Raw genomic sequence first — 15704 nt, 5'->3', positions numbered from 1 at the left:
AGCGGATCCGAGCCGGACGGACCGCGACACCGCCGACCCCGCGCCCACGTGTTGTGAATTACAGTGGCGGACAACGCGATAGCACCCCGGCCAGGGGGTTCGGCCGCCCGGAATGTTGCCTGTTATTGTAAGTTACATCTTTTCCGGGCGGTACGACCTCCGCCGATCGAGAGGGATCCACACCCGCGCCATGAATCCGGTGATCACCACGAACCTCCCCGTCGCGCTGCGCAACGGCTGGGCCCTGACCTTCGGCGACGGCATCGAAGCACCCGCGCGCACGCCCTCGACCGTGCTCTACGACCTCCCGCATCGGCAGCTGCGCCGCTTCGACCGCGACACCCCCGCCCGCGGGAATCCGGTCCTGCTGGTGCCGCCGCTGGCCGTGGACGCCTCCTGCTACGACCTGCGGCCGGGCCAGAGCCTCGCGCGCTTCCTGCGCGACAGCGGGCGACAGCCGTACGTGATCGACTACGGCCGTATCACCGCCGCGGACCGCGATCTGGGACTCGAGGAGTGGGTGGACGACATCGTCCCCACCGCCGTCGCCCATATCAGCGCACTGCACGACGGCGCGGACGTGGACGTGATCGGCTGGTCGCTGGGCGGCATCATCAGCCTGCTCACCGCCGCCGACCACGCCGATCTGCCGATCGGCTCGGTCACCACCCTGGGCTCGCCCATGGACTTCGGCCGCAATCGGCTGCTGACGCCGGTGCGCATGGTCGCGAAACTGACCGGTGGCCGGGAAATCGCCTACGCCACACATCTCCTCGACGGCATTCCGGCCTTCTTCGTGCGGGCCGGATTCCGCGGCATGTCGCTCGGCCGCGAGCTCACCCGCCCGCTGTTCATCGCCCGCAACGCGGGCCACACCGAGGCCCTGGCCCGCATGGAGGCCATCGACCGCTTCATCGCCGCCATGCCCGGGTACCCCGGACGCCTCTACCGTCAGCTGTACCGCCGCATCATCGTCGACAACCAGCTCGCCGACGGCCGCGTCCACCTGACCGCCGACCGCGTCATCGACCTCGCCAAACTCACCTGCCGCGTCCTCCTCCTCGGCAGCCGCTCCGACACCCTCGCCCCCGCCGCCACCATCGAACCCGGCCTCGACGTCCTCACCGGAGCCGCCGAAGCCCGCTTCGCCGACCTCCCCGGCCTCAACCACCTGGCCCTCATCGCCGGCCCCCAGGCCGCCACCACCACCTGGCCCGCGATCGACGAATTCCTCGGAACGTAGCGACACTCCACCTGTTCGGCCAAGCTGGCCGCATGTTCACCGCCGCCTTCCTCCAACACTCCGGCAAAGGCCCGCTCCGCCATGAGGAGTCGCTGCTCACGACGGGACTGCGGCGGCGCGGTCGATCACTACGACGGTGACCGGGCGGTGCCGCTCGAACACGGCTACGCGTTGGGCGCTTATGCCATCGATGCCGATCCGTATACCGAGTTGGCGCTGCGGCGGTGGGACGAACTGCTCGAAGGCACATCCGAACGGTTTCTTGACTGAAATTTCAGTCAAAGTGTAGAGTTGACTGAATTCTGGCAGAAAATCCCTGGTCGAGGAGGTGCTGATGCGGCGGCGGGCATTCATTCGGGCGGCCGCGGGTGCGGTCGGCGGGTTCGTAGCGGGAGGTTGTGGGATGGACGGCGAGGGCGCGGCGCGTACCGACGGCGGGTGGGTGATGCCCGAGGAGGGGCGGGCACACATTCGGACGTGGATGGCGTTCGGGGCCGAGGAGCGGGTGTACGGGGCGGAGTTGCTGCCGCTGGTGCGGCGGGATCTGGCGACCATTGCCAGGACCATCGCTCGGTATGAGCCGGTGTCGATGGTGGTACGGGCGGAGGAGATGGGGCTGGCTCGGGAGTTGCTGGGCGGGCCGGGGGTCGAATTGGTCGAGGGCGAGATGGATGATCTCTGGATGCGGGACATGGGGCCCGTGTTCGTGTCGGGAGACCGGGGGCGGGCCGGGGTCGACTTCAACTTCAACGGGTGGGGTGGCAAGCAGGAACATCGGCGGGATACGCGGGTCGCCGCGGCCGTGGCGGAGCGTGCCGGGGTGCGGAGGGTGCGAAGCGATCTCGTGCTCGAAGGTGGCGGGCTGGAGGTGGACGGCGAGGGTACGGCGATCATCACCGAAAGCTGCGTACTCAACGACAACCGGAATCCGGGATGGTCGAAGCGGGAGGTCGAGCGGGAGCTCGCCGCCGTGCTCGGAATCGCGAAGGTGATCTGGCTGCCGGGGATCGCGGGCGCGGACATCACCGACGGGCACACCGACTTCTACGCGCGCTTCGTCCGGCCGGGCGTGGTGGTGGCGGGGCTGGACAACGATCCGGAGTCCTTCGACTACGACGTCACCCGCCGTCACCTGGACATCCTGCGCGCGGCGACCGATGCGCACGGCCGTCCGCTGGAAGTCGAAGTGCTGGAGGGCCCCTCAACCGTCCGCGAGGAGTGGGCGGACGACGATTTCGCGGCCGGGTACATCAACTTCTACGTGTGCAACGGCGCGGTCATCGCACCGGAATTCGGTGACCCGCGCACGGATTCGGCCGCCCGCTCGATCCTGCGGCGGTTGTATCCCGAACGCGAGGTGGTCCAGATCGCCATCGACGCCATCGCCGCGAGCGGCGGCGGCATCCACTGCACCATCCAGCAGGAACCCGCCTGAGCGGTCACCCACTCCCCTACTCCTACAGTGAGGACCCGTGTCGGAGCGTCGAATTCAGATTCTGGAAGCCGCCGTACGCGTTATCGCACAAGACGGCGTGCGAGGATTGCGCGTTGAAAAACTCGCCGCCGCGGCGGGCGTCTCGACGGCACTGATCTACTACCATTTCACCGATCGCGCGGGCATACTGCACGCCGCCCTCGAACACATCAACCACCGCGCCGTCGATTACACCGAGCGCGCACTCGCCGAGTCCGATCCGCGCCGCCGACTCGAACGGTTACTCCTGCTCGAACTACAGGACACCGACGAGATCCGCGAAACCAGTATCGCCTGGGGCGAATTGCGCGCCAGCGCGGTATTCAACCCCGATCTGCGCGACCCCCTGCGCGCCACCACGCACTCCTGGAACACCGATATCGAAACCCTGATCCGCGACGCCCAGGGCTCCGGCGATCTGCCCACCGGAATCGACGCCACCGCCGCGGCCGAACGCCTGACCGCCCTCACCGAGGGCCTCAGCGAACGCTGGCACAGCGGCTCGCTCACCCTCGACCGCGCCCGCGAACTGCTCGCCGGTGCGATCACTCTCGAACTCGGTACCACGCCGTGCGGCAACCCGGCACCATCACTCGGCACAGCGTCGTGACTCGACGCCGCATCATCACTCGACACAGCATCCGACACAGGTCGGCACCGAGATTCAGCGCAGCAGATTGATGATCTTCCGGTAGGCGGCGCGGGTCTGCGGTGACAGCCGCGACCAGGTGACGGGTCCACCGGTGGCCAAGTGGGTGTCGTACGGGATCTCGGTGACGGCCCGCACGAATTTGCCCAGATAGCGCCGCGCGTGTTCGGCCACCGAGGGCCCGTCGTGCGGATGCTGCCGGGTGACGACGATGACGGATTCGGCCAGGTGGTACTGGCTGTAGTTGTCGTCGAGCCAGATCAGCGCGGGTTTGAGCCGATTCACCGCGTCGGCCCGCGCGGCCAGCGTGATGACCAGCGCGATCCGGGAATCGGAGAGCAGCGGGGCGAGCATCCGATTGCTGACCGGCGAGCCGCCGTCGTAGACGGGCAGGCATCCGGCCGAGCACAGGTCGCGATGCACCGAGGCGTAACTCTCCCGCCGGGGTAGTGGTTCCGGCCCCCGGGGCAGCACCCCGAAGCGGGCGCTGTTCTCCCCGGAACTGTCGAGCACCGACGGCGCGAGGCCGCGCGGGCTCATATTGAGCCAGGTCTGCACGGTGCCCGCGGGATCGATGGTGTCGCATCCGCGCCGGGCGAGATCACCGCCGGTGGGTGAGGCGTCGACCACGATGGGTGAGCGTTCGCCGTAGTCGGAGGCGGCGGCGGCCGCGAGGCCGATGGCGGTGGTGGTGGTTCCGGCCCCGCCGGAACTGCCCATGACGAGCACCGCGGGAATGGTCGCCCACAGCAGGAACCCGTCCCCGCCGTGCACGCGCACCAGATCGGTGGGCGACCCGGGCGGGGCCGGTCGCAGCAGCAGCGACAAATCCGTTGGGGCGGAGGACAGATCGGCGGGCTGGTCGGGGAATTGGTCGAACACTCGGGATTCCTTTGTGCGAGCGACATCCGGTTCTGCGGAATCGGCATGGCCACCGCCTCGCCGATGAGAGCGGTGACATCCATCGCGTGAACGATCCGCGGCGCGCGTGAGCACGCGAAGAATGGGCATTTCAGCGTCGGTCGACTCGTCCCCCCGGTCGACACCCACACCGTGTCGACGAGATCCCCTGCGCTACGAGTTCTCGATGCAGTCCTGCGGTTCCGCGCCCGTACACCCCCACTGTCGAAACACATACCAAAAGAATTGCAGTGCAACGCCTTTCAATGCCGCCAGATACTACACCAATCGGGCGGCCGCGACAGTTCTACGCGAAACTCATTCGGATGGATCATCGATCTTGCGACACGCCCGTGTTACAGGATGGACGGGTGTGGCGCGTTTGAAATTCTGAGCACAAGGGAATCGCTGGGACATACCTCCCCACGCAGGATCGAGGAGTATTCGATGACCCGCACGCTCCCTACCCGCGCGCGTCCCGATGAACGAGTTCTCATCGATAATGTCGACGGCTCGAGACTGGCACTGCTGCTCATGGGCGTCATCGGTCTCGCCTGGACGCTCACCGCCTCCGATGCCGACGCCCACGGCTGGATGGTGGCGGGGCTGGCGGTGACCGCCCTCGCGGTCGTCACCGGCATCGGCACGGCCGTCGAACGACGCCGACACCGTGGAAGCCGAAAACACTGAACTTGTCTCGAGAATCCCCGGGGCGCGCCGCGTGGACGGTGGCCGTAGGCTGTCGCGGTGAATTCCGGGCGGACAGTGGTCGACGGGCGATTCGAGTTGCTCGAGCCGCTCGGCAGCGGCGGGATGGGCACCGTGTGGCGGGCCTACGACATCGCGCTGCACCGTGAGGTGGCGCTGAAGGAGGTGCGCACCGACGCGGCCGACGGCACCGCGAGTTCCGGAGGGGCGCAACGGGAGCGGGTGTTGCGGGAGGCGCGGGCGCTGGCCCGCATCGGGCACCCGAATGTGGTGGCGATCCATCACATCGTCGATTCCCCGGGCGCGCATCCGTGGATCGTGATGGAACTGGTGCGCGGACGCAGCCTGGCCGACCGGCTCGCACAGGGGCCGATGATCCCCGAGCAGGCGGCCCGCCTGGGTCGCGGGATTCTCGCGGCGCTGCGCGCCGCCCATGCCGTCGGCGTCCTGCACCGCGACATCAAACCCGCGAATGTGCTGCTGCGCGAGGACGGTTCACCGGTGCTCACGGATTTCGGCATCGCGGCCATCGACGGGCTGGACGGGCTCACCGCCACCGGCAATGTGGTCGGCTCCCTCGATTACGTCGCCCCGGAACGCCTGGACGGCCAGGAGGGGCACCCCGCCTCCGATCTGTGGTCGCTGGGCCTGCTGCTCTACGTGGCCGTGGAGGGCTACCACCCGCTGCGCCGGGAGAGCACGGTCGGCACCCTCGCGGCCGTGCTGAAAGGTGAAGTGCCGCCGCCCCAACGGTCCGGCGCGCTCGCCACGGCGCTGGCCGCCCTGCTCGTCCCCGACCCGCACCGGCGGCCCAGCGCCGAACAGCTGGACTGGATGCTCGCCCAGGCCGCGGGCCCGGAATCCCAGCCGCCGCGGCCGCTCGGAATCGGCCCGCGTCCGCCGCACGCGACCGCGCCGCTCAATGCGACGGGATCGATTCTCCAGCACCATCATTCGCCGCCGTTCGCGGCCGGTCCCGGCTTCCCCGCGGGGGCATCCGTCCTCCCGGCCGCCGGTGACGGCACCTCGTCCGGTGCTCGACGCGGCCGCCGCTGGGGCACGGTCGGGATCGGCGCGGCGGCGGTGGTCGCACTCGTGGTCGCGGCGGTCGTCCTCAGACCCGGATCCTCCGATTCCCAGGCCGGTCCCCCGGGAACGCCCGCGCCGCCGATTCTCGACACCGCGCTGCCCACCGAACCGGGGCCGGTGCCGCCCGAGAATTCGGTGGACCTGTTGACCCCCGACGGTATCCGCCAGGCCATCAGCGCGTTCGAACAGGCCGGTGGCGGACAGGAATTCACCGACGCCACCTTCTATCCGACCTACGCCAGCACCGGCGTGCTGCTGGACGACGGGTCCCGGCGCTACGACGCCTACACCTACCGTGACGGCACTGCCAGCCGTCAGGGTCCGGGCGGCACCCTCACCGGCACCGAGACCACGGTGCGGCTGAGTTCGATCAACTGGGACATCCTCCCGGATCTGCTGCGCGCCGCCGACGAGCAACTCGGTGTGCCCGACCCGACCTCGCGGTACCTGATCGTCGACCCGGCCTGGACGTTCAACGACGACCGCCCGACGATCATGGTCTATCTGAGCGACGACTACGGCGGCTCCGCCTATCTCGCGGCCGATCTGGACGGCAGCATCGTGAAGGTCTACCCGCGCGAGAACTGATCGAGGAAAATCTCGGCGGATTGTGTCGAGAACGCGCGGGCGGCTCCGACCAGTGGGTGACAACAGGTCACACCCACAATCAGGAGGCCATCATGACCACCGTCAACACCTGCGTCTGGTTCGACAGCGCCGCCGCGGAAGCCGCGGACTTCTACACCGCCGTGGTGCCCGGTTCCCGCATCGTCGACATCGCCCGCAACTCCGACGGCGCGGCATTCGTCGTCGGTCTGGAACTCGCCGGTCATGCCGTCACGCTGTTGAACGGCGGCCCCGGCCACCCGCTCAACGACTCCATCTCGCTGCAGATCGTCGTCGATACGCAGGACGAGATCGACCGCCTGTGGGACGCCCTCGTCGAGGGCGGCGAGCCCGGCCCCTGCGGGTGGCTCACCGACCGCTTCGGTCTGACCTGGCAGGTCACCCCCACCGTGCTGCCCACCCTGCTGAACGGCGGCGACCCCGCCAAGGCCCTCGCCGCCGCGACCGCCATGCGCACCATGGGGAAACTCGATATCAAGGTCCTCCAGGACGCCTACGACCGCGGCTGACCACCCGTCCCGTCCACCCGCCACGCCGGGGCGGCCTCGTCCCGCCCCGGCGACAGGCGTCGACTCCGGTCTCCCGGTGTGGATCAGGCTGGCCGACCGTCGCCGTGCCGATCGGCCGCAGGGTGCCCCGCGGCGTGCGGGCAGCGCGCTGCGGGGCCTTCCGCGCGCGGATCACACGCCCGGTCGCCACCAGCGTGCGGACCGCCCGCTCCGTATCCCTCCGTGCACCGATCGAACCCCGGGTCCCAGTCGGACAAGGGCAGCCGGAGACGCATGTGCGCGCCGTGCTCGGAGTCGGCGACGGTGAGGGTGCCGCCGTGCAGGGTGGCGATATCGCGTGCGAGGGCCAGGCCGAGGCCGGTGCCGCCCGCTGCTCGGGAGCGGGCGGTGTCGAGCCGGGCGAAGCGTTCGAAGACCCGTTCACGGTCGGCGGCCGGTATGCCGGGGCCGTCGTCGAGCACGTCGAGCTCCGCGTGCCCATCGGCCGTGCGCAGGCGCAGGGTGGCGCTCGATGCCGCGTGGGCATCGGCATTGTCGAGCAGATTGGTGATCAGCCGGGCGAGGTGGGTGCGGTGTCCCGCCACCACGATGTCGCCGTCGGCCTCGACCGTCCAGCCGATCGGGCCGGACGGTCGCCGCTCGGTGACATCGCGGACGAGTGCACCGAGATCCACCGGGATCAGCGAGATCTCGGGGCCGGTGTCGAGGCGGGCCAGGGTGAGCAGATCGGCGATGAGCGCTTCCAGCCGGTCCAGATCCTCGAGCGCCCCGGCCGCCACGTCGGGCCAGTCGGCACGGTCCGGATAGCGGGCGGCGACCTCCAGCGGCGTCCGCACATTGGCCAGCGGACTGCGCAGTTCGTGCGAGGCGTCGGCGACGAACTGCCGCTCCCGCCGCGTGGCTTGTTCGAGCCGACCCAGGGTGTCGTTGAGCGTGGTCGCGAGACGCGCGATCTCGTCGCCGGTCTTCGGCACCGGCACCCGGCGGCCGAGATTCTGCACGGTGAGCCGCGCGAACTCCCCGCGAATGGCCTCGACGGGGCGCAGCGCCCGCCCGGTCGCGAACCAGGTCGAGGCGGCCACCAGCAGCAACAACAGCGGTGCGGCCAACAGCAGCCACCGTGTGGTGGCGGTGGTCGCCTCCCGTATGGACTGCGTGGACGCATCCGCCGTGACGGTGACATCGCCTTCCCCGCGCATGGCGACCGTCGCCGACTGCGCGCGGGTCGCCATCGGCGTGGGACCGACGAAGACGATCCGACCCACCCCCGTGTCTCCGGCCGACGGGTCGTTCGCCAGCGCCGGCAGGGGAACGGCCGGTGGTATCCCCGGGCCGGGCGCTGTGGGTGTCATGGACGGTCCCGACGCACCCGACGCATTCGGCACGACGGCGGTACCTTCCGCCGGTTCGGGCGCGGTAGCCGCCCCGCCCGGTGCCGAAACCACCCCGCCCGCTGCCGAATCCGCTTGACGCGCTGCCGAATCCGCTTGGCGCGGTGCTGAATCCGCTTGGCGCGGTGCCGAACCCGCTTGGCGCGGTGCTGAATCCGCTTGGCGCGGTGCCGAACCCGGTGCACTCGGCGTCGTAGCGCTCGGCTCGGGCGGAACCGGTGCCGTCATCGCCGGGGCGGCGAGCACGTCTCCGTCCGGCGCGGCGACCCGGATGGTGACGGCGCGATCCACCAGCGGCAGCGGAGCGCCATCGCGCAATGCCGTGGCGGCGACGCCCAGCTGGCGGTGCAGCATGTCGTCGACCCGGGCGGTGAGGCTGTTCTCCACGTACCGCACGGTGGTCCAGCCCGCGGCCAGCAGGGCGATGGCCACCACCAGGGTCGCCGCGAGCGTGGTGCGGGCGCGCACCGACTCCGGTCGCCACCGCGATCGGCGGCCCGTGTGGGAATTGCGCTCGGTCATGGGTTGCCACCTTCCGCGACGAGCCGGTAACCGTGTCCACGCACGGTGCGAATGCTGTTGCGCCCGAACGGCGCGTCGATCTTGCGCCGCAGCGCGCTGATATGCACCTCGACCACATTGGAATCACCGTCGAAGGCGAAATCCCAGCCGCTGCTGAGCAGTTCCCGCTTGGACACCAGCTGCCCCGGTCGGCGGGCCAGGATTTCCAGCACCGAGAATTCCTTGCTGGTGAGCGCGATATCGGTGCCGGCGCGCGCGCAGATGCGGGTGGCCGGATCGAGGGTGAGGTCCCCGACGCGCAGCAGCGTGGGCCTGGGCGCGGGGCGGCGGCGCACCAGATTCCGCAGGCGGGCCAGCAGCACCACGAAGGAGAACGGTTTGGTCACGTAGTCGTCCGCGCCGGAGTCCAGCGCCTCGGCCTCGTCGTGTTCGCCGTCCTTGGCGGTGAGCATGAGGATGGGCGTCCAGTCCCCGGCTTCGCGCAGCAGCGCGCACACCCGGTAGCCGTTGAGGCCGGGCAGCATGATGTCGAGCACGATCACCTCGTAGTCGGCGGTCCGCGCCATCTCCAGCCCCACCCGACCGTCACCGGCCACGTCGACCGCCCATCCCTCGGCCTCCAGCCCGGAGCGCAGCGCTCCGGCCAGTCGCGTCTCGTCCTCCACCACCAGTACTCGCACGCGGCGATCCTGACAGGCCAACCTGAAGACGTCTTCAGCTTCCTTCAGGAAGCCCTCAGCCGCGCCGGGCCAGAGTCGTGGACGTTCCGGACGGTCCGGGGCGATGAACTCGAGGAGACGATATGCGTTCCAAGCTTTCCACCCGCGCCGCCGCCGTGACGGTGGGTGCGGCGGCCCTGCTCACCGCCGGTCTGGGCAGTATGGCCGTGGCCGCCGCGCATCCGGCCGATCCGACCCCCGGGCCGAATGTCACCGTGCAGCGCGACGGCGAGCGGGTGGTGATCGACCGCGACGGCAACCGCGCTCCGCTGCACCTCGACGACGAGGGTGTCATCGTGCAGCGCGACGGCGACAAGGTGATCATCAAGCGTCCGGGCGCGCCGGATATCGTCGGTGTCCCGGCCAGGCCCGCCGTCCCGGGCGCGGTCGGCCCCGCCGTCCCCGGCGCGCTCGCCCCGGCCGCACCGCTCACCACCGCCCCCGGTACGGGTTCGGCGGGCTGATACCCACCGCGTTCCGCCCGTCGCCCGAATCGCGGGCGGCGGGCGGAACGCGTCGCGGCTGTCGGCCTGCTTCGGGAGCGAGCCCGTGCGCTGTCTCAGATATTGAATCCACCGCCGCAGATGAGCGTCTGTCCGCTCACGTAATCGGATTCGGGCAGGCACAGCAGGTACACGGCCCCGGCGGCCTCGGCCGGTGTGCCCGCCCGTCCGAGCGGGATCATCTGCTCCATGGCCGACAGCAGGTGCGGATTGACCCCCACCTTGATCTCCTTGCCCTGGATGTCGATGGTCCCGCCGGAGTCGGCGGGCGCTTCGGTGAGCCGGGTCTTGATCATTCCCAGGTGTACCCGGCGTTGTTGACAATGATGTCGAGCCCGCCGAACCCCTCCACCGCCGTGCGCACGAACCGGGTTCCGAAATCCTCGTCGGTGACGCTGCCGATGCACGACAGCGCCTGTCCCCCGGCCGCTTCGACGGCGGCCACCGTCTCCTTGGCCGGATCGGCGTCGAGGTCGTTGACCACGACCTTCGCCCCCTCCACGGCCAGCTTCAGCGCGATCTCACGGCCGATCCCGCGTCCGGAGCCGGACACTATGACCACCTTGCCATCGAGAGTTCCCATGGGGTGCAGTCCTTTCCACGATCCGCACCGGAGCCCGCCCGATGGAGTGCGGGCGGGGTCTGTCACATCGAGGGTGGCATGTCCCGTGCGTCCGTGGAGCCGATCCGCCGACTCGAACCCTCAGCCCCCGTTGGCGGCGACCCGCTCGTCCACCAGATCGCGGGCGATGCCCATCAGGCGATCGTCGGGAATCTCCCGTGCCCCTTCGGCATCGACGACGACCGAGGTGGGATAGATCCCGCGCACCACATCCGGTCCGCCGGTCGCGGTGTCGTCGTCGGCCGCGTCGAACAGTGCTTCCACCGCGACGCGCAGCGCCCGTTCCTCGTCCAGTCCGGCGGCGTAGGTCTTCTTGAGCGACGATTTCGCGAAGACCGAACCGGAGCCGACGGCGGCGTACCCGAACCGCTCCTCACTGCGCCCGCCCGCCACGTCGTAGGACACGATGCGCCCGGCCCGGTCCGGATCGGCGATCGCCGGGTCGTAGCCGACCAGCACCGGCACCACCGCCAGATCCTGGAGGGCGGCGGGCAGGTTGTCCCGCACCATCTTCGACAGCTTGGTGGCCTTGCCGTCGAAGGTCAGGGCGACGCCCTCGATCTTCTCGTAATGCTCCAATTCGACGGCGAACAGCCGAATCATCTCCAGGGCCACCCCGACCGTGCCCGCGAATCCGGCCGCCGAATAGGTGTCGGTGATGAAGACCTTCTCCATATCCCGTGTGGCCAGCAGATTTCCCATGGTGCCGCGTCGGTCCCCGGCGATCAGCACTCCGCCGTGGAAGGACACGGCCACGATCGTCGTACCGTGCACGGCGATCTCCCGCCCGAGCGGCTCGCCGCCGAAACCGTTACCGGGCAGCAGTTCCGGTGCGTGTCCACGCAGATATTCGGAGAAGGACGACCGGGTGTACCCGGTGTCGAACGGCAGGCTGTCCGCGGCGGTCATGGGGCCTCCTCGGTAACGGCGTACGTCGTATTCGACCCTCGACGCTACCGCCTCGCGCCGCGGGTCGTCGCGTGCCCGCACGGAATCGCGGAAATCCCGACCCCGCGTCCCCGGCACCGCAGCTCGGCGGGCCCGCGTGCCAACGGTTCGACCGGCGCTTCCTGATCTGGGAATTCACCCGGTGTTCGGCGGGTGTGAACCGATTCGACGGGACCGCGGCCGGTTCGCCCGCCACACCGCCGGGCACGGCGCGAATATGCCCGTGGCGGTGCTCGGCGGCACGGCGAATTAGGCTACCGATCGTGGCGGTATCGGAAAGCGCGCGGCGCAGGATCATCGAGTGGGGACGCCGGGCGCTGGGCCTGGACGTCCCGCCGTCGGATCACACCGCCGCCGCCCTGCACTCCGTCGAGAGCGATGTGCCGGGCCTGGACAAGCGGGAGACGCTGCAACTGGCCCGCATCCGGCTGCTCGGCGCCACCGGCGCGGTCATCATGGCTATTTCGGCGCTGGGGGTGGGCGCGCAGCCGGTGCGCCAGAACCCCACCTCCGGGCTGCGCATCATCGGCTTCTTCGCTCGCGCGCACACCTCCACCCTGGCCATGTGCATGATCGGCACGGTGCTGGTGGTGATGGCGTGGCTGCTGCTCGGCCGCTTCGCCATCGGCGGCTGGGGCGGCAACCCGCGCCATCGGCTCAGCCGCTCGCAGATGGATCGCACGCTGCTGCTGTGGATCATCCCGCTCAGCGTCGCCCCGCCCATGTTCAGCAATGACGTGTACTCGTATCTGGCGCAGAGCGAGATCGCGGTGCGGGGGCTGGATCCCTACGAGGTGGGCCCGGCCGACGGGCTCGGGCTCAACAATGTGCTCACCAACAATGTCCCGAATATCTGGCGGGAGACGCCCGCGCCGTACGGGCCGCTGTTCCTGTGGATGGGCAAGGGGATCGCCGTCGTCACCGGGGACAACATTATCGCCGGGGTGTGGCTGCATCGGCTGCTGGTGCTCGGGGCGCTGGCGTTGATCGTATGGGCGCTGCCGCGGCTGGCCCGCCGCTGCGGGGTCGCGGCGGTGAGCGCGCTCTGGTTGGGTGCGGCCAATCCGCTCGTCCTGCTGCATCTGGTCGGCGGCGTGCACAATGACGCGCTCATGCTCGGGCTCATGCTGGCCGGTCTGGAGATCTGCCTGCGCGCCATCGAGGACGCGTACCCGTTCGATCAGCGCGCGTGGGCGATACTGCTGGGCGGTGCGGGCCTGATCGCGCTGTCGTCCACGATCAAGATCGTCTCACTGCTGGCGCTGGGATTCGTGGGCATGGCGCTGGCCAGGAGGCTGGGCGGCGGATTCCGGATGGTCGTCAGGATCGGGCTGATACTCGGTCTGGTCGCCGGTGTGACCGTTCTGTTCGTCACCACGGCCAGCGGTCTCGGCTTCGGCTGGCTGTACACGCTGAACACCGCCAGCGCCGTGCGCAGTTACCTGTCGCTGCCGACCGCCATCGGCATCGCCACCGGTTTCGGCGGCGTCCTGCTCGGGTTGGGCGATCACACCACCGCGGTACTGAGCATCACCCGCCCCATCGCCGCCACGCTGGCGGCCGTCGTGATCGTGCGCATGCTGTTCGCGGCCTGGACCGGCCGCCTGCACGCGGTCGGCGCGCTGGGCGTGTCCCTCGGCGCGCTGGTGCTGCTGTTCCCGGTGGTGCAGCCCTGGTATCTGCTGTGGGCCATCGTGCCGCTGGCCGCCTGGGCGAACCGACCGGCCTTCCGGGTACCCGCCATCGGCCTCTCCGTCGTGGTGAGCCTGCTGGTCATGCCGCGCGGCGCGGACTTCTATGTCTTCCAGATCGTGCAGTCCGCCATCGCCACCGTCATCGTGGGTCTGACGTTCATCTTCCTCACCCGAAACATGCTGCCGTGGCGCAATCAGCCGGGGGTGTCGGCTCCGTCACAGGAGGCCACGGCATACGGTGTCAGATCGTGACCGCAGCCCCCTCCGGACCCGCCGTGCGCGTCGACGGCGTCGTGAAGCGCTACGGCGACACCACCGCGGTCGACGGCATCAGCTTCGAGCTCGAACGGGCGCAGGTGCTGGCGCTGCTCGGCCCCAACGGCGCGGGCAAGACCACGACCACCGAGATGTGCGAGGGCTTCGTCGTCCCCGACGCCGGGCGGGTGCGGGTGCTGGGCCTGGATCCCATCGCCGATTCCGACCGGCTGCGTCCGCGCATCGGCGTCATGCTCCAGGGCGGCGGCGCGTATCCGGGTTCGCGGGCCGGGGAGATGCTCGACCTGGTGGCCTCCTATTCCGCCGATCCGCTCGATCCCGACTGGCTGCTGTGCACTCTCGGCCTCCGGGACGCGCGGCGCACCCCCTACCGGCGGCTGTCCGGCGGTCAGCAGCAACGGCTTTCGCTGGCGTGCGCGCTGGTCGGGCGTCCCGAGATCGTCTTCCTCGACGAACCCACCGCCGGATTGGACGCGCAGGCGCGGCATCTGGTGTGGGAGCTCATCGACGCGCTGCGCCGGGACGGGGTGAGCGTGCTGCTCACCACCCATCTCATGGACGAGGCCGAGCAACTCGCCGATCAACTGGTCATCATCGACCACGGCCGCATCGTCGCCCAGGGCACCCCCAGCGAGGTCACCTCGCACGGGGCCGAGGGCCGCCTGTGCTTCACCGCCCCACCGAATCTCGACCTGCGTCTGCTGGAAACCGCCCTGCCCGAAGGCTTCTCCCCGCGCGAGATGTCCCCCGGCTCCTACCTGCTCCAGGGCGACATCACCCCGCAGGTGCTGGCCACCCTGACCGCCTGGTGCGCCCGTATCGACGTGCTGCCCACCGATATCCGGATCGACCAGCGCCGCCTGGAAGACGTATTCCTCGAACTCACCGGACGGGACCTACGCGGATGATCGACACCGCCAATCGCTTCGCGCCCGGGACCTTCGCGCCCGCTCCGCGGCCCACCACCCGGGCCGCCATGCTGGCGGCGCAGACGCGGCTGGAGCTGATCCTGTTGCTGCGCAACGGCGAACAGCTGCTGCTGACCATGTTCATTCCGATCACCCTGCTGATCGGCTTGACGCTGTTGCCGCTGAACGGTCTCGGCGACACCCGGGTGGACCGGGTGGTGCCCGCCGTCATGATGGTGGCGGTCATGTCCACCGCCTTCACCGGGCAGGCCATCGCCGTCGGCTTCGACCGGCGCTACGGCGCGTTGAAACGGCTCGGCGCGACGCCGTTGCCGCGCTGGGGAATCGTGGCGGGCAAGTGCGCGGCGGTGCTCATCGTGGTGGTGTTGCAGTCGATCCTGTTGGGGGCCATCGGTGCCGCGCTGGGCTGGCGGCCCACCCCGCTCGGGCTGCTGTTGGGTGCGCTCGTCATCGGACTCGGCACGGCGACCTTCGGGGCCCTGGGGCTGCTGCTCGGTGGCACCCTCAAGGCCGAGATCGTGCTGGCCCTGGCCAATATCCTCTGGTTCGTCATGCTGGGCATCGCGAGCCTGGTGCTCATGTCCGACGATCTGCCGTCGGCGGTGAGCCTGCTGGCGCGCACGGTGCCCTCCGGCGCGCTGTCGGAGTCCCTGACGCGTGCCCTGGCGGGCGGGATCGACTGGTACGGAGTCGGCGTCCTCGCCGTCTGGGGTGGCGTGAGCGGTTGGCTCGCCACCAAGTTCTTCCGCTTCGACTGACTCGTCGCGACATTCGACGCTCTTGTGCGGCTGCCTGCTCGCCCTTATTGTGAACCTCATTCATAAACAGGTATGGCATGCCTAACTTGTCGTCGGCGCTGCTTCCGTCGGCACACGGGGGTGCCGAGCCGGGTCCGATCCAG

15 protein-coding genes and 1 pseudogene are annotated in these 15704 nt (G+C 69.7%); 11 read left to right on the top strand and 5 right to left on the bottom strand.

Annotation, left to right across the window (positions count from 1 at the left end):
• Nucleotides 1-190: 190 nt before the first annotated feature.
• From QMO76_RS16525 to QMO76_RS16510, 4 genes are all read left to right on the top strand, one after another.
• A complete protein-coding gene (locus QMO76_RS16525; RefSeq protein ID WP_306362180.1) occupies nt 191-1243 on the top strand; it encodes an alpha/beta fold hydrolase in 1053 nt (350 codons plus the stop codon).
• An 81-nt stretch (nt 1244-1324) separates the two neighbouring features.
• Nucleotides 1325-1513, top strand: coding sequence for a hypothetical protein (locus QMO76_RS16520; RefSeq protein WP_306362179.1), 189 nt, complete (start codon nt 1325-1327; stop codon nt 1511-1513).
• Between the two features lie 64 nt (nt 1514-1577).
• Nucleotides 1578-2678, top strand: a complete 1101-nt coding sequence (locus QMO76_RS16515; protein ID WP_372341989.1) for an agmatine/peptidylarginine deiminase — start codon at nt 1578-1580, stop codon at nt 2676-2678.
• Nucleotides 2679-2715: 37 nt separating this feature from the next.
• Complete coding sequence (locus QMO76_RS16510; protein WP_306362177.1) at nt 2716-3327, top strand: TetR/AcrR family transcriptional regulator; 612 nt, start codon at nt 2716-2718, stop codon at nt 3325-3327.
• A gap of 54 nt (nt 3328-3381) precedes the next feature.
• On the opposite strand, the gene QMO76_RS16505 is transcribed toward QMO76_RS16510, so the two are convergent.
• Entirely contained in the window at nt 3382-4248 is an 867-nt protein-coding gene (locus tag QMO76_RS16505) for a hypothetical protein (RefSeq protein WP_306362176.1), read from the bottom strand.
• Between the two features lie 465 nt (nt 4249-4713).
• Between QMO76_RS16505 and QMO76_RS16500 the strand changes: the two genes are divergently transcribed.
• From QMO76_RS16500 to QMO76_RS16490, 3 genes are all read left to right on the top strand, one after another.
• The gene (locus tag QMO76_RS16500; RefSeq protein ID WP_306362175.1) at nt 4714-4956 is read left to right on the top strand and encodes a hypothetical protein; all 243 of its coding nucleotides are present in this window, start codon (nt 4714-4716) and stop codon (nt 4954-4956) included.
• 57 nt (nt 4957-5013) lie between these two features.
• Nucleotides 5014-6651: a serine/threonine-protein kinase gene (locus QMO76_RS16495; RefSeq protein WP_306362174.1), complete on the top strand. Its 1638-nt coding sequence runs from the start codon at nt 5014-5016 to the stop codon at nt 6649-6651.
• Between the two features lie 92 nt (nt 6652-6743).
• A complete protein-coding gene (locus tag QMO76_RS16490; RefSeq protein ID WP_306362173.1) occupies nt 6744-7199 on the top strand; it encodes a VOC family protein in 456 nt (151 codons plus the stop codon).
• An 83-nt stretch (nt 7200-7282) separates the two neighbouring features.
• Here the strand turns inward: QMO76_RS16490 and QMO76_RS16485 are convergent, their stop codons facing one another.
• Nucleotides 7283-9112, bottom strand: a complete 1830-nt coding sequence (locus QMO76_RS16485; protein WP_306362172.1) for an ATP-binding protein — start codon at nt 9110-9112, stop codon at nt 7283-7285.
• Nucleotides 9109-9792, bottom strand: coding sequence for a response regulator transcription factor (locus tag QMO76_RS16480; protein WP_306362171.1), 684 nt, complete (start codon nt 9790-9792; stop codon nt 9109-9111). Before QMO76_RS16480 ends, QMO76_RS16485 begins: the two co-directional genes overlap by 4 nt.
• Nucleotides 9793-9914: 122 nt before the next feature.
• On the opposite strand from QMO76_RS16480, the gene QMO76_RS16475 reads away from it, so the two are divergent.
• Nucleotides 9915-10295: a hypothetical protein gene (locus QMO76_RS16475; RefSeq protein WP_306362170.1), complete on the top strand. Its 381-nt coding sequence runs from the start codon at nt 9915-9917 to the stop codon at nt 10293-10295.
• Nucleotides 10296-10390: 95 nt separating this feature from the next.
• On the opposite strand, the pseudogene QMO76_RS16470 reads toward QMO76_RS16475, so the two are convergent.
• Together QMO76_RS16470 and prcB are read right to left on the bottom strand one after the other, a co-directional pair.
• Nucleotides 10391-10917 (bottom strand): annotated as a pseudogene (locus QMO76_RS16470) (SDR family NAD(P)-dependent oxidoreductase).
• 120 nt (nt 10918-11037) lie between these two features.
• Nucleotides 11038-11865 carry a proteasome subunit beta gene (gene prcB / locus QMO76_RS16465; RefSeq protein ID WP_306362169.1) on the bottom strand — a complete coding sequence of 276 codons (828 nt, stop codon included), beginning with the start codon at nt 11863-11865 and terminating at the stop codon, nt 11038-11040.
• Between the two features lie 302 nt (nt 11866-12167).
• Between prcB and mptB the strand changes: the two genes are divergently transcribed.
• Genes mptB through QMO76_RS16450 form a run of 3 tightly spaced genes read left to right on the top strand, consistent with a single transcriptional unit; the run spans nt 12168 to nt 15561 of the window.
• On the top strand, nt 12168-13850 hold the full coding sequence (mptB, locus tag QMO76_RS16460) for a polyprenol phosphomannose-dependent alpha 1,6 mannosyltransferase MptB (RefSeq protein ID WP_306362168.1): 1683 nt from the start codon (nt 12168-12170) through the stop codon (nt 13848-13850).
• Complete coding sequence (locus tag QMO76_RS16455; protein ID WP_372342000.1) at nt 13844-14782, top strand: ABC transporter ATP-binding protein; 939 nt, start codon at nt 13844-13846, stop codon at nt 14780-14782. The genes mptB and QMO76_RS16455 overlap by 7 nt, the downstream gene beginning before the upstream one ends.
• Nucleotides 14779-15561: an ABC transporter permease gene (locus tag QMO76_RS16450; protein WP_306362166.1), complete on the top strand. Its 783-nt coding sequence runs from the start codon at nt 14779-14781 to the stop codon at nt 15559-15561. Before QMO76_RS16455 ends, QMO76_RS16450 begins: the two co-directional genes overlap by 4 nt.
• The last annotated feature ends 143 nt before the right edge of the window (nt 15562-15704 follow it).

This window comes from Nocardia sp. CC227C, from assembly GCF_030767025.1.
In the GTDB taxonomy this organism is placed as follows: domain Bacteria; phylum Actinomycetota; class Actinomycetes; order Mycobacteriales; family Mycobacteriaceae; genus Nocardia.
Note: the sequence above shows the minus strand (reverse complement) of the source record. Positions and strands in the feature narration are given on the sequence as shown.